This window comes from Vibrio sp. ED004, assembly GCF_023206395.1.
Classification (GTDB): Bacteria; Pseudomonadota; Gammaproteobacteria; order Enterobacterales; family Vibrionaceae; genus Vibrio.
The window spans coordinates 1,891,718-1,905,216 of sequence record NZ_CP066150.1 but is presented as its reverse complement, the minus strand read 5'-3'; the positions used below and the strand labels follow the sequence as shown (position 1 = coordinate 1,905,216).

Below are 13,499 nucleotides of genomic sequence, written 5' to 3'. Positions count from 1 at the left end.
GCAAAGTTAATCATCTATAAAGTTAACTAGGTCAAAACTAAAAAGACTCCGCTCTAGCGCTCTCCGCTCTAGTGCTTTAGGCTAACAGTGGAGTCTTTTTGTATGGCTTCAAAATGAGCTCAGCTTTTAGAAAGGATGATACTTAAATACGTCTTCAACCATTGAGTTAAGCAAATCGATGTCGTCACAGGTTTTCGCGTAGGTACGTAGGCCTGCGATTTGTACCTGAACATGTCGAGCAAGTTGAGTCGGTTCACGCTCTTTACTTATCTCACCTAGCTCTTGCGCTTCGGTAATCAGCTTGGCGAATTCACTTTCCATGATCTTCAGTGATTTCTTCGCTTCTTCTAATAACTCAGCGTGCTCATCAGTCAGTTCTGCGACCGTTTTTGCCAGCATACACATGCCATTTGGCGAGCTCTGTTTTGATTCGACTACAGCACGTTTGACGAAGCTTTCGAGTGCTTTGATTGGAGAGTCTGTCTCGCTGCGAAAGCGGTTCAGGTTGAGGATGCCAAGTTCGGTATAGCGAGCAAGCGTCTCTTTAAACAGACCTTCTTTGCTGCCAAACGTCGCGTAGATGCTACCCGGACGCATATCAATCACATCTTGCAGGTTACGCATAGATGTCGCGTGAAAGCCCTTTTCCCAATACAGGTTCGTTGCTTTATCTACTACGTCTTGTCTATCGAACTTCGCGGTCTTGGCCATAGCATCTACTTCATTAATCTGAACATATGTTCAATATTTTATGCTGAACGTTCGTTCTAGTAAAGCGGTGATTAGATCCGCTTGAGGGTAAACGATCTTATTTGAACATCTTAAAGCAACTAAGCCTTTGATACTGTATAGCTATGTTCTTTTGTTGAAAGGCTGGTTAGGTTAAATATTTGCTTGCCACGGAACGTACATACTCAGGTTCAAGCTTTCCACCACATAAGGTTTGGTGTGTCAGCAGACCGATGAGGATGCTATATAGCTCGACTGCATTTTCGGCATTGATGTATTGGGCAAGCAGTTGTTGATACTTATTGTTGGCGATCTCGATGCTGGCATCTTCAGCCACAGCTTCTTGACCAATCACATCAATGTAATCAAAGACCAATTTCATTTCTTGGAAGTGACGTGATTCTATCGCCTGAAAGATATGGACGAAGTTTTCAATCTTCTGCTCAGTGGTTGCATCCACAGCTAGAGGCAAGTCGGCGAGGTTACCGCTATCGTGTCGAACAATCGCTTCGGTCGCAGCCTTGAACAGCTCATCTTTACTTTTGTAATAGTGATAAACCGCGCTTTTGCTCATGTTGAGGTGTGAGCATAACTGTCTCATTCCCAGTTCTTTATAACCAAACTCCAAAAACACACCTGCGGCTTTCAGTGCGATCTCTTCGCGTCTTTGGTCATGATCGACGATCTTTGGCATGAGTATTCCTCGCAGTTCATTGGTTGAAGGTGCAGTCAATTTAGGCAACTGAAGCAATAGCTTAATGCAGCTGATGAGTGTCATCTTAGTTTAAATTAGTCCAAGTGGTCAAAATAATTCTTTATAGTGGTTAAACTTCGATCTAATTTAAAAAGACCAAGTGCTCTAAATAAAAATCAGACGACGATTATCCGAGGTAACTATGAGAATTGACTGGAACATCCCCCCATTCAGAGCGGGCTTCTTAGGTGGGCTAGATAAATTTATTGGTCCGGGTGCAACATCTGCTGAGAAGCACCTGCAACTGTACATACCGTTTATAGCGGGTGCGTTGATTGCCGCGTATGCCAATCATGCCGAGTTGGGCTGGTCTTGGGGGCAATACCTAGCAGCAGTTCTGTTAACCATCGACATGTTGGGTGGTGTGATCACTAACGCGACATCAAGTGCCAAGCGCTGGTTTCACAGAGAAGGGGAAGGCTTTAAGCAACACATGACCTTTATCGCCATTCACTTCATTCAGTTAACAGTATTCAGCTGGCTGTTCTTGGATTTGAATCTGATGTGGGTAGCAGTGACCGGTGGTTACATGATGTTGGCGTGTGCCTTGGTATTGAAAACAGCACTCTATCTACAACGTCCAGTTGCTTTAATTCTGTATACACTGAGCTTGATCTTATCACTTTATGTTGTGGAATCACCCGTAGGATTAGAGTGGTTCTTACCTGTGTTCTATCTGAAGTTATTGATCAGCCATATTCTACGAGAAGAACCTTATCGTCCGGAAAACGAAGCTGTCTAATCAATGAGGCTTTTTAATAAATGAGGTTATCTATAAATGAACGTAACGAATAAGCCTAAAAGCCGAATTTTAGTGGCAGGGGCAACAGGATACTTAGGTCGCCACCTTATCGAAGCACTCCAAACCTGTGATGCTGATTTCAAAGCCCTTGCTCGCGCTGCTACCAAATTAAAGGATCTCGGTTTGGATGACTCTCAAATTCAGATCGCGCAAGTGACCGACGCTAATAGCCTGAAAGGGTGTTGTGACGGGATTGATATCGTTATCTCTTGTGTTGGTATCACACGTCAAAAAGAGGGGCTGAGTTACATGGATGTCGACTATCAAGCGAACCTAAACTTGTTAGAAGAAGCTGAACGAGCAGGTGTTAAAAAGTTTGTTTATGTGTCGGCATTTAAGGCGAACGTGATTAAAAATGTGCGCTTACTTGAAGCAAAAGAACGCTTTGCTCGTCGCTTATTGGCATCAGGACAGCTAGCGCCTTGTGTGATTCGTCCGAATGGATTTTTTGTCGACATCGAAGAGTTTTACAACATGGCTCAATCAGGCAGAGTGTACCTTTTTGGCTCTGGAGACGTTCGGTTGAACCCAATTCATGGTAGGGACTTGGCCGATTTTATCTTGGCATCACTCCCTAACGTTGAAAAAGAGCTCGATGTGGGCGGTCCTGATACTTTCAGTACCACACAAATTGCAGAAATCGCTTTTCAATCTCAGGGCAAAACGGCGCGAATCACTTATATTCCCGATTGGATAAGAAAGCTAGTATTGAGCGTGATAAGACGATTGCCGGAGAGTCGAGTTGGGCCTGCGGAGTTTTTCTTAAGTGCAATGGAAAGTGATGCCATTGCACCAAGTGTGGGAACGCACTACCTGAAAGAGCACTTTGCCCACCTAAATAACGAGTCTGGTTTAGACTAGTTATCGACAACCTCGACGGTTTTATGTTGCGCGCCGTAATAGGTGCCTTCATCAATTGTGTACATCAGCGTTTCTTCACACTCAGGGCAATCGAACTCTTCGTTGGGTTCGATTGCTTCTTCTTCCACCCATTCCCAACCAATGTGTTCTTCGCAAGCGGGACAGTCCATAAAAACCTCTAATTCTGCTTCTACGTTAATTGAATTCTTAACTTTTTGAGCCCGGCATTATACATAGTTGGTGCTGAATATATAGTGAATACAGAGGGGATTGTGGGTACTCGAATACCCCTTTAGGGTTATTAAAAACTGTCATTTTTCAGTCACTTGCGTCGGGAAAATGTTGTTGTACATTTTTTGTGTTTTATAAAGTTGCATAGCTAACAGTTTTATAGACAAGTCAATGAATTCAGTAAGGTTAAATGCTAGCGTTATTGATTACCGTCCGATATGGCACGGTAATTGATAAAACTAAATATTATTATGATCTCAGTAAAGGTACACCGTTTTAGAAGTGTGTCTAATTACACGACAAATAAAGATTCGTTAGCCGCTAGGAAATAAAAATGAAATTAACCGATATGTCTTTTAAGCAAAAAATCATCGCTTTGCTTATTTTGCCGATCTTAGGGTTTCTCTGGCTCAGTGTTTCTGCGATATCCAAAGGCGTAGAAACTAAGACTGAAATGTCCTCATTAAATCAACTAACACGCCTGTCGGTGGTGTACAGTGAATTAGTGCATGAGTTGCAAAAAGAGCGAGGCATGACTGCTGGCTTTATTGGCTCTCAAGGTACCCAGTTCGTCAGTGAATTAGCCGCACAGAGAACCAACGCCGACAACCGACGTAACCAAAGAAATGATTACTGGCAGTCTGCCAATATCAACCTGCCACAGATCAACCGCCTGAACACAGAGATAAGCCAAAGTCTTAATCAGATAACAACGATTCGAAATAGAGTGGATTCTCAATCGATTCCGCTTTCTGAAGCTTTGGCTTATTACACCAAACTTAATGCAAAGCTGCTGAGTGTATCGGCGTTAATTGCTGAGCTAAGTTCCGATGCTACCATCACCACAGAAACCATCGCTTACTACAACTTTTTGCAAGGTAAAGAGCGAGCGGGTATTGAACGTGCTGTCCTAAATAACACCTTTTCTAAAAATGAATTTGGCCCGGGTATGCTGGTGAAATTCATCTCTTTGGTGACAGAGCAAAATACCTATTTCTCGAACTTTGAAGTGTTGAGCAATCCAGCGAACGTTCGTTTCTTCGAGCAACAGTTAAATGACCGCTCAGTGGCAGAAGTCGAAAAGCTTCGTAGCTTGGCTGAATCTAAGACGAGCGGCTTTGATGTCGACCCTGTGTACTGGTTCTCACAATCTACCGCTCGTATTGTTCAGCTAAAGAAAACAGAAAACCACCTAGCAGAATCAGTGATTGCGCTAACCGAGAAAAAAATGTCACAGGCACAGTCTGCGATGATGATGAGTATTGGTCTGTTTGTTTTGATTACTTTGTTCGCAACCTTTGTGAGCTTTAAGGCGATCAGTGACCTAACGATGAGAGTAAAAGACCTGACGGTGATGTTGTCTAAAGTTCGTAATGACAACGATCTAACTGTTCGTGCTAAGTACGTTGGTGACAGCGAGCTTGGTCAGATCTCTTCGGCACTGAACGAAACGCTAGAGAAGTTCTCGAACGTTATCGACAATCTGTCTCAATCGAGCCTGACATTAGCTTCAGCTGCTGAAGAAACCTCGCAAACTTGTCATTACAACTCGAACACGCTAGTTCAACAGCAAGATCAAATCGGCTTGGTTGCGACGGCAACGGAAGAGTTGTCGGCCACAGTAAATGAAGTAGCTGCGAAAACTCAGCAGACAGCAAGCTCCGCTAAGATGGTCGATGAGCAGTCGCAAGAAGGTTTGAGTACGGTTAAAGAGTCTTATCACTCTATCGAAAAACTAGCATCTGAAATTAATGACCTAGCCGAAAAAATTACTCATCTGCACGAGAGCAGCAATAACATTAACAGTGTGATTGATGTGATTAAGTCGGTAGCAGAACAAACCAATCTATTAGCATTGAATGCAGCGATTGAAGCGGCACGAGCTGGTGAGCAAGGCCGTGGCTTTGCGGTCGTTGCTGATGAAGTTCGTACACTGGCTCAGCGTACGCAAGAATCGACATTGGAGATTGAAGGCTTCATCAGTTCTCTACAATCAGATGTGCAGACCGCGTTCAACGTGATTGATAACAGTAAGAAGATGTCATCAAACGCGGTACAAGATTCAAAAGAGGTCGAGCAAACCTTACAAAGTATCTCAGCTTCGATAAGTGAGATCTTCAGCATGACGGAACAGATCGCTACAGCAACAGAAGAGCAAGCGGTGGTGACTCAAGATATTGCACAAAACGTCATGGCGGTAGAACAGAAGTCGACAGAGTCGACCACAGGCGCAACACAAATTGCAGCAACTGCCAAAGAGCAAGCTGAATTGGCGGCTTCACTGAAAGAGATCGCTAGTACGTTTAAGAGCTAGTCTTTTAAAGCAGCCCAAAGGCAGTTCGATTAGAGCTGCCTTAGTAAAAACTGAAAAGCCCGTGAATCTCAGAATTCACGGGCTTTTTTATCAGAAATGTTTGGGCAAACCCATAAGCTCTAGCCCATAAACCAGGACACGAAAATCAACGCGCCAAAACCGAATGTCGCCATTAGTGCGGTGTCGCCACCTGCTGCTGTGTAGCTGCCCTCGATTTGTAGGTGAGGGAAGTCAGGTCTACGAACCTTAACTACCATTGCGAGTGGTCCCCAAATAGCTAGGAACACCAACACCATGCCTGCATAGTCGAGCATGCTGACGAACTGGCTAGCAAACAACTCAGCCAATACTAAAGGCAGTACAAAGGTCAAAGCATAAGCCATTAGCTTATTGTTGGTTACAGCATCTTTGTTTTGATCGTAAAGCGCCATCGACACGCCAAGGAAAGAAGTCACCAAAGCTAATGCTGAGAACAGCGCAATCACCACTTTCAACCAAGCAGACTGTCCGCTAAACGCTGAAATCAGTTCTGAAATGTTGTGGAACTGGCTGATCGCATCTGTGCCAAGGTTACCGATAATCGCAAACAACCAAGTGAGATAGCACACGAGTGGAATCACAGAGCCTAACAGAATCATATTGCGGATCTGCTTTTGAGTCGCTTCTCGGTTGTAGATAACCAGTGATGGGATCACCACCATAGAGGCAAAGCTAGTAAAGATAACGGCGCTGTATTGAACCACGTCGTTGGCTGTGTAGTTGCTAGTTTGCGTCAGGTAATCAAGGCGAATGTTGCTAAATAGAGAAGCAATCACAATAAACAGCATGACTACCATCAAGATGAATAACCCGCGGTTCAGTTTGTCGATATAAGATTTACCCGAGACGACGATAGCGCCCATCAATAGGCTGAAAATGGTATACGCAACGGATGCCGATACATCGACTCCAACATCGAGCAGTAGCTTATGAATGATGTCGCCAACACCTAAGATATAAGCGATGAGCATGCATACCAGAAGTAGGTAAAAGAGAGCATTGATAAAGTGTTTACCTTTGCTGCCCAGAGTTAGGTAAGCGACACTGCTCATGCCACTGTTGTCTTTGGTTTTGGTGCATGCTTCTGCTAATAGGAGTGCAGAGTAAGTGGTGCCGATAAAGATAAGTAGCATCAGCACTGAGCTGATCATGAAGCCAAATTGGGCCAACACCATGGGAATGGCAAGCATGCCAGCCCCTAATGCAGTTCCTGAAAGAATCAAAGAACTGCCGAATAATTTCATATTCAAGATAGCAACCTCAAAGTATCCAATTAATTTTTAGTTGGATTGTAAATATTTGTTGCCAAGCCTAACAAATTACTCAGTAAAGTTAGGGGTTAATTTCTAATTATTTTTGAATTTTTCTAAAAAATTTAAGTAGAAATTTACAGTGAATATGAGAGGCTGATTGAAGTATGTCTTTCCTTAATTGTTTTAGCGTTTTTATAACGTCTGTAAATTTCTGACTGCTCAATATTTGCTAATTTATCACTGGTTAGGCCACGCTGTAATTTCATCAAAATCGATTCAGATGCTTGCTTTTTTATGAACCCTTGAATGTTACTTTGTTCATGTACTGATGATTTGTCGTAAATGGAAAGATCTGTTGTCGTAGATGCCACTCGGTCGTTTAGCGTTTTGCTCTTATTATCCTCACACCAATTATGTGGGGGTGTTATGTATCGTTTTTTGTTTTGTAGTTTCGCGCTTGTTCTCTTGTATCCAACGGCGATTGATTTGTATTTGGTGGGCTTGCCTCAAATCGCTGCTGATCTAAATGCCTCAGAGGCGCAGCTTCATGTCGCGTTCTCCATCTATCTTGCAGGTATGGCAACCACCATGTTGTTCGCTGGTAAATTTGCCGACAATGTAGGAAGAAAGCCTGTTGCGATTTTTGGTGCGATTATCTTTGCTATCTCTTCGATGTTAGGCGGGGTTGTGACCAGCGCGGAACCGTTTCTTGCGGTACGCTTTTTCCAAGGCGTTGGTGCGGGTTCATGTTATGTGGTGGCATTCGCTATTTTGCGAGATGTGTTAGACGACCAAAAGCGTGCCAAGGTGCTGTCGATGATGAACGGCATTACCTGCATCGTACCAGTGATTGCGCCCGTGATTGGCCACTTAATTATGACTGTTTATCCTTGGCCGAGCCTGTTCACGACGATGGCGAGTATGGGCGTTATCGTGTGTTTTCTCTCGGTGTTAGTGCTAAAAGAAACCAAGCCGAATGGTCAAGACTCTGAAGTGACCAAAGCTTCTGTGTCTCATTCCATTTCAACCGAAACGTTCAAAGATCCCTTGTTTATTAGCCGAGTGATCATCACTAGCTTAGGTGTGACGGCGATTCTGACTTACGTGAATGTATCTCCAATGTTGATCATGACTGAGCTTGGCTTCGACCGTGGTCAGTACTCTTATATTATGGCGCTCACAGCACTGGTTAGCATGTTGGTGTCGTTTTCAGCACCGTTTGCCCTGAATGTGTTTAAGCAGAAAAGCTTGATGCTGACATCTCAAACATGCTTTGTCATAGCGGCTGTCTTACTGCTTGCATCGGTTAATGGTGGGTTAGGGCATTATGTGACGCTGTTAGGTTTTGCTTTTGTGTGTGGTGGTTTCTCGCTCGGTTTTGGTGTTGCAATGAGCCAAGCATTGAGTTGCTATTCACAACGAGCAGGCGTCGCGAGTTCGATATTGGGCGTTTCTCAGGTATGTACCTCGGCATTGTTTATCTGGTTTATGGGTGTGCTCGGGTTCAGTGCATTGAATATGTTGGTATTTATACTTGCTGCTGGTGGAGTTATCAGTATTGCTCTAATACTATGGGTAGGTCCTTCCCAAGTTAAAAGTGATTATGAAGAAGCCACTAGCTCGTCTTGATTTGAATTTATTGTTCACTCTGCAATTGTTGTTGCAAGAGCAGAGTGTTTCAAAAGCTGCCAAAAAGCTAAATGTCACGTCTTCAACGGTGAGTAAATCACTGACCAAGCTTCGAGATTGGTTCGATGATCCTCTGTTTGTGAAAACACCAAGAGGTTTAACGCCGACACCACTTGCGCTAAGCATGGTGAAGGATCTTCAAGACTGGCTGCAGATTGGCAGCCAAATTCTTACGACTCGCGGCGACGATGCGCCAAAAGATGTGCGTTTGAATCTAGAGGCCGAATCCCCTCTGTCACTGATCATGCTTAACGAGCTGACGCAAAGCGTGTATCAACGCTATCCAGATGCAAAGATCAAAGTGCGAAATTGGGACTATGACTCGATAGACTCTATCGTGCGTGGAGAATCTGATATTGGTTTTTCAGGGCGAGAAAGCCACCCGCGTTCGAAAGAATCTCTAGACGCGCTGCCGTACTTCATCGACTTCGAGATTTTATTCCATGATTTGCCCGTCGTGTATCTAAGAAAAGATCACCCAGCCTTACAGGAAGAGTGGAATCTTGAGGCGTTCCTTAAATACTCTCATATCAATATTGTGTGGGAAAAAAGCGAAAAATGGGCATTGGATGAAGTGCTTACCGACTTGAAGTTAGAGCGAAATATCGCCCTTACGCTCGCAGGTTTTGAGCAATCTTTGTTTATGGCGGCTCAATCAAATCACACCATGATGACTGTCGTGCCCAATTATTGTCGACGTTACATAGAGCAACTTCACCCTAACCTTACCTGCTTGCCCATCCCCCTAGATGAAGAGAATGCTAACAAGCTGCTGATCCCCTTCACCATGATCTGGCATAAACGCAACGCCTATAATCCCCTTATTCTGTGGTTAAAAGATACGCTCAGAGCACTTTACCAATTTGAAGCTGAACAAGGAAAAGACGAGAAAAATCTCTAAAAGGTTGTTGACCTGACTACAGCTTCATAGTTTATCTTAGCTACCGAAATGAGAGGGGAAGTACATGTATCGTATCTCTGAACTGGCGGAATTAGTTGGGCTGAGTCGCTCAACATTGTTGTATTACGGCAAGTTAGGCTTGATTGAAGCTCAACGTCAGAACAATGGGTATCGTCTCTACTCTGAGAAGGACTTGCAACGTGTTCGCTTGTTACAGCAACTGCAAGCGGGTGGGTTGACACTTAAAGAGTGCCAAGCCTGCTTAGATGCAAAGATCGAACGCAGCTTGTTGGAAAACAGACTCAAGCAGTTGGATGAAGAGCTACTGCAAAAGCAGCAATCACGTGACCTATTAGCCGCAATGCTTGGTGAAAGTGGCTTAGAAGAGTGGCATGAGTCGATGGATAAGCTTGCGCCAGATGCACACCTCGATTGGTTAATTAAGCAGGGTTTTGATGAGAAACAGGCTTTGCGATTGAAGTGGTTATCGAAAGACATGAATGAACATGATCAATACATGGCTGAGTTTGGTGTGATCTTTGAGGATTTAGAGCGCTTAGGCCCAGGAACGATTGAAGATACCTTAGCGGCGTTGTCGCAAGTTCCGTTTTCACCTAAATATGTGCTTGAGATCGGCTGTGGTAAAGGTATCGCGACTAAGGTGTTAGCGAAAGCCTTAGTTGAACATCAAACGGACGTGCAAATAACAGCGTTAGACAATGATCAACCAAGCTTAGATATTCTGGTTCAGCAAGCACAGGCTCTTGGCTTAGAAAGCAACCTAAAAACTGTGTGTGCAAGCATGATGGATTTACCATTTGAGGCGAAGTCGTTCGACTTAATTTGGTCTGAAGGTAGCGCTTACATCATGGGTGTTCAGAAGGCGTTAAAGCAGTGGAGAAAGCTACTGACTGATGATGGCATCTTGGTCGTCAATGACTTGGCGTGGAACACCGAGAACCCAAGCAAACAAATCAAAGCATTCTGGCAGAAAGAGTACCCAGATATGACGACGGTTTCTGAGCGTATCAAACATGCAAAAGCGGCGGGCTATCAAGTCTTGGACGAATTTGCGATGAGTGATGCCGGCTGGCTTGCTTATTATCAGCCTCTCCAGAAGCAAGTCGAAGTCTTGAAAACGACGATGCCTAACTCAAAAGCACTCGCAGATTGCGACAATGAAATTAGACAATTTTTCGATAACAACAAACCTAAGAGTGAACCCTCTGAAGATCCTCAAGGCTCTGCCAAGCGTGATTTTGATTATCACTTCTTTGTGTTGAAGAAAGTACAATAAGTGAAGAACACCATGAAATTTAGACAATATGATTCAAGCGAGATCGAAACGATCACTCAACTTTTTACTCAAACCTTTACTGATTCAGAAGGTGAGAGCGAAGGTAAAACTATTGGTAAGCTTGCCAATGATCTTTTGACGACCACGGATTCGGCAGAACTACTTTGTTTTGTCGCGGAAGATGATTCTAGTGAGTTGGATAGTACGATTGTTGGCGCGATTATCTTTACTCCGCTTACATTTGATGATGAAACGAAGGCATACTTGCTTTCACCAGTAGCGGTGAGCACTCAAGTTCAAAAGCGAGGTATTGGTCAAAAGCTGATTCACTATGGCTTAGATACTCTAAAAGAACAGGGTGTCGAACTTGCAGTGACGTACGGTGATCCGAGCTACTATTCAAAAGTAGGTTTTGAAAGCATCACGGTTGAGCAGATCCCTGCACCATTTGAGCTGAGTTACCCTCATGGTTGGATTGGTCAATCGCTAACTGGCAGTGAAATCAGAGTGACGAGTGAACGGTCGAGCTGTGTTATAGCTTTGGCTCACGCCGAATACTGGTAACCGCTCGCAATAAAAATTCAGAAAAAGAGAAAGCCCATCAGGCATTGCCTGTTGGGCTTTCTTGTTATGAGTAGAAGATATTCGTCATGCTTTAATGTAAGTTTTGAACGAATGTTCAAAATAATACTTGAACGATCGTTCTGGTTCGATCTATATTGTTTTCACACCAGCGGAGAACATTCAATAATTGCTCCGTGATTGAACAATTTTAGAATCATAAATTGATAGGGATAGAACAATGAGCAACTTCAAAATTCATTCAATAGAAACCGCGCCAGAGCAAAGCAAACCTATTCTTGAAGGCGCTAAAAAGCAGATGGGTAGAGTTCCGGGGCTCTGGGGTGTGTTAGCTGAATCTCCAAACACACTTAAGTCTTACACTCAGCTTCATCAAGCGTTTAGTGACTCATCTTTCGATGCTGAAGAGCTAACGGTTGTTTGGCAAACTATTAACGTTGAACACGAATGTCACTACTGTGTACCTGCGCACACAGGCATTGCACATTCAATGAAGGTTGATCCTGCGATCACTGAAGCACTGCGTAATCGCACCGCAATGCCAACAGAAAAGCTGCAAGCTCTGCACGACTTCACACTGAGCATGGTTCGTAATCGCGGCAATGTGCCAGCAAACGAAATGGAAGCATTCTTCGCAGCGGGTTACGGCCAACAGCAAGTTTTAGAAGTGATTCTTGGCCTGTCACAGAAAGTGATCAGTAACTACGTAAACCATGTTGCTCAAACACCCGTAGACAAAGTATTCGAACAGTTTGCTTGGGAAGGTTAATCCACCTTTGATTAAGTAAGAGACAAGAATGATGAAAGCCCCGCTCGATTGAGTGGGGCTTTGTGGTATTGATTGGGTTATGTTTTCTTATTGCTTATCTATTTGGAGCTAATGCCGCTTTAAGTCTTACTAATGCGTCTGCTAATACTTCAGCAGGACATCCTAGATTTAATCGAATAAACCCTGAACCTTCTTCGCCAAAGGCATAACCCATACTCGGTACAATACCAGCTGCAATGAGTTTACGTTCTAGCTCTGCATCACTTAGTTTCATTGCACGGCAATCTAGCCACGCAAGATACGTTGCTTCGGGTTTCGTGAAGCGAATATGAGGCAATTCAGCTTTTATGAATCCGTTCAGCGTTTCTATATTGTCTTGCAGGTAGTGTTTTAAGTCCGCTAACCAAGTTTCACACTCTTGATACGCCGTGGTTGCCGCTGACATTGATAGGCTATTGAAGCAATCCATGCCATGAGCATCCAAACGGCGAACAAACTGCTCCTTCAAATCCGAATTTGGAATGATGAAGTTTGAGATTCTCAATGATGACAAGCCAAACGTTTTACTGGCTGCAGTCGCCACAATAAGTTTGTCGGTTAGCGAACTTGGTAAGTTTAATGTCGAATGAAATTCATTAGGTGTTAGCGTTAGGTCACTCCAAATTTCATCACTGATCAGCCACACATCGTGTTTTCTACACAGCTCGGCAACTTGCGTTAGCTCTTCTTCATTCCATGCTCTGCCTGTTGGGTTATGAGGATTACAGAAGATCAACGCCTTTGCTCCACTGGCAAAGCAGTCTTCCAAGTGAGCAAAATCAAGCTGGTAGTGACCATCAGATTCGATTAATGGATTGTTTAGAACTTTGCGGTTATTCAGTTCGACGATCTTACGAAATGAACCGTAACCTGGGCTTTGAATAACGATCTGGTCATTCTCTTGAGTGAGCATTTGCAGTGCCATTGCGATACCCGGTAACACACCATGTATCGTGGTTATCCACTCTTTTTTTATTTCAGTGTCATGTTGGTTTCTAAACCAATCAATCACAGCTTGGTAATAGTTATCCTGACGTTCTGAGTACCCAAAAATACCATGAGCGATATCTTGAGCTAAACGGTCGAGAACTTGCTGAGGAGCTTGGAAATCGTAGTCAGACACCCACATAGGCAACAAGTCAGACCCTTCCAGTCCTAGCTTCTGCTCCATAAAGTCCCACTTTACCGATCCTGTATTTCGGCGGCTAATCGTATTGTCGAAAGAAATCATAAGATGTG

Annotated in this window: 13 protein-coding genes; 8 read left to right on the top strand and 5 right to left on the bottom strand. The window is 43.8% G+C overall.

What is annotated here, in order from left to right; translation table 11 throughout:
• Positions 1-126 precede the first annotated feature (126 nt).
• On the bottom strand, positions 127-711 hold the full coding sequence (locus ITG10_RS25980) for a TetR/AcrR family transcriptional regulator (protein ID WP_017631646.1): 585 nt from the start codon (positions 709-711) through the stop codon (positions 127-129).
• A gap of 166 nt (positions 712-877) precedes the next feature.
• Positions 878-1,423: a TetR/AcrR family transcriptional regulator gene (locus tag ITG10_RS25975; RefSeq protein WP_026084331.1), complete on the bottom strand. Its 546-nt coding sequence runs from the start codon at positions 1,421-1,423 to the stop codon at positions 878-880.
• Between the two features lie 202 nt (positions 1,424-1,625).
• On the opposite strand from ITG10_RS25975, the gene ITG10_RS25970 reads away from it, so the two are divergent.
• Positions 1,626-2,225, top strand: a complete 600-nt coding sequence (locus ITG10_RS25970) for a hypothetical protein (protein WP_017631648.1) — start codon at positions 1,626-1,628, stop codon at positions 2,223-2,225.
• 36 nt (positions 2,226-2,261) lie between these two features.
• Positions 2,262-3,146: an SDR family oxidoreductase gene (locus ITG10_RS25965; RefSeq protein ID WP_017631649.1), complete on the top strand. Its 885-nt coding sequence runs from the start codon at positions 2,262-2,264 to the stop codon at positions 3,144-3,146.
• Here the strand turns inward: ITG10_RS25965 and ITG10_RS25960 are convergent.
• Positions 3,143-3,316 (bottom strand): hypothetical protein, encoded by a 174-nt coding sequence (locus ITG10_RS25960; protein ID WP_017631650.1) that lies wholly within the window; start codon positions 3,314-3,316, stop codon positions 3,143-3,145. The genes ITG10_RS25965 and ITG10_RS25960 overlap by 4 nt on opposite strands.
• A 395-nt stretch (positions 3,317-3,711) precedes the next feature.
• On the opposite strand from ITG10_RS25960, the gene ITG10_RS25955 reads away from it, so the two are divergent.
• Positions 3,712-5,691 carry a methyl-accepting chemotaxis protein gene (locus ITG10_RS25955; protein WP_017631651.1) on the top strand — a complete coding sequence of 660 codons (1,980 nt, stop codon included), beginning with the start codon at positions 3,712-3,714 and terminating at the stop codon, positions 5,689-5,691.
• 119 nt (positions 5,692-5,810) lie between these two features.
• Here ITG10_RS25955 and ITG10_RS25950 read toward each other — a convergent pair whose 3' ends face one another.
• Positions 5,811-6,974 (bottom strand): aromatic amino acid transport family protein, encoded by a 1,164-nt coding sequence (locus ITG10_RS25950; RefSeq protein ID WP_017631652.1) that lies wholly within the window; start codon positions 6,972-6,974, stop codon positions 5,811-5,813.
• Between the two features lie 435 nt (positions 6,975-7,409).
• On the opposite strand from ITG10_RS25950, the gene ITG10_RS25945 reads away from it, so the two are divergent.
• The 5 genes from ITG10_RS25945 (at position 7,410) to ITG10_RS25925 (ending at position 12,221) form a co-directional block, all read left to right on the top strand.
• Positions 7,410-8,612 carry an MFS transporter gene (locus ITG10_RS25945; RefSeq protein ID WP_017631653.1) on the top strand — a complete coding sequence of 401 codons (1,203 nt, stop codon included), beginning with the start codon at positions 7,410-7,412 and terminating at the stop codon, positions 8,610-8,612.
• Positions 8,587-9,573, top strand: a complete 987-nt coding sequence (gene yidZ / locus ITG10_RS25940; protein ID WP_017631654.1) for an HTH-type transcriptional regulator YidZ — start codon at positions 8,587-8,589, stop codon at positions 9,571-9,573. The genes ITG10_RS25945 and yidZ overlap by 26 nt, the downstream gene beginning before the upstream one ends.
• Positions 9,574-9,637: 64 nt before the next feature.
• Positions 9,638-10,870 (top strand): MerR family transcriptional regulator, encoded by a 1,233-nt coding sequence (locus ITG10_RS25935; protein ID WP_017631655.1) that lies wholly within the window; start codon positions 9,638-9,640, stop codon positions 10,868-10,870.
• On the top strand, positions 10,871-11,434 hold the full coding sequence (locus ITG10_RS25930; protein ID WP_017631656.1) for an N-acetyltransferase: 564 nt from the start codon (positions 10,871-10,873) through the stop codon (positions 11,432-11,434).
• A 238-nt stretch (positions 11,435-11,672) separates the two neighbouring features.
• A complete protein-coding gene (locus ITG10_RS25925) occupies positions 11,673-12,221 on the top strand; it encodes a carboxymuconolactone decarboxylase family protein (RefSeq protein ID WP_017631657.1) in 549 nt (182 codons plus the stop codon).
• Positions 12,222-12,315: 94 nt separating this feature from the next.
• Here ITG10_RS25925 and ITG10_RS25920 read toward each other — a convergent pair whose 3' ends face one another.
• A complete protein-coding gene (locus ITG10_RS25920; RefSeq protein WP_026084332.1) occupies positions 12,316-13,491 on the bottom strand; it encodes a MalY/PatB family protein in 1,176 nt (391 codons plus the stop codon).
• Positions 13,492-13,499 lie beyond the last annotated feature (8 nt).

Coding starts and splice junctions, on each gene's coding strand:
- ITG10_RS25980 (WP_017631646.1), bottom strand. CDS start 711: ATGGCCAAGACCGCGAAGTTCGATAGACAAGACGTAGTAGATAAAGCA.
- ITG10_RS25975 (WP_026084331.1), bottom strand. CDS start 1,423: ATGCCAAAGATCGTCGATCATGACCAAAGACGCGAAGAGATCGCACTG.
- ITG10_RS25970 (WP_017631648.1), top strand. CDS start 1,626: ATGAGAATTGACTGGAACATCCCCCCATTCAGAGCGGGCTTCTTAGGT.
- ITG10_RS25965 (WP_017631649.1), top strand. CDS start 2,262: ATGAACGTAACGAATAAGCCTAAAAGCCGAATTTTAGTGGCAGGGGCA.
- ITG10_RS25960 (WP_017631650.1), bottom strand. CDS start 3,316: ATGGACTGTCCCGCTTGCGAAGAACACATTGGTTGGGAATGGGTGGAA.
- ITG10_RS25955 (WP_017631651.1), top strand. CDS start 3,712: ATGAAATTAACCGATATGTCTTTTAAGCAAAAAATCATCGCTTTGCTT.
- ITG10_RS25950 (WP_017631652.1), bottom strand. CDS start 6,974: ATGAAATTATTCGGCAGTTCTTTGATTCTTTCAGGAACTGCATTAGGG.
- ITG10_RS25945 (WP_017631653.1), top strand. CDS start 7,410: ATGTATCGTTTTTTGTTTTGTAGTTTCGCGCTTGTTCTCTTGTATCCA.
- yidZ (WP_017631654.1), top strand. CDS start 8,587: ATGAAGAAGCCACTAGCTCGTCTTGATTTGAATTTATTGTTCACTCTG.
- ITG10_RS25935 (WP_017631655.1), top strand. CDS start 9,638: ATGTATCGTATCTCTGAACTGGCGGAATTAGTTGGGCTGAGTCGCTCA.
- ITG10_RS25925 (WP_017631657.1), top strand. CDS start 11,673: ATGAGCAACTTCAAAATTCATTCAATAGAAACCGCGCCAGAGCAAAGC.
- ITG10_RS25920 (WP_026084332.1), bottom strand. CDS start 13,491: ATGATTTCTTTCGACAATACGATTAGCCGCCGAAATACAGGATCGGTA.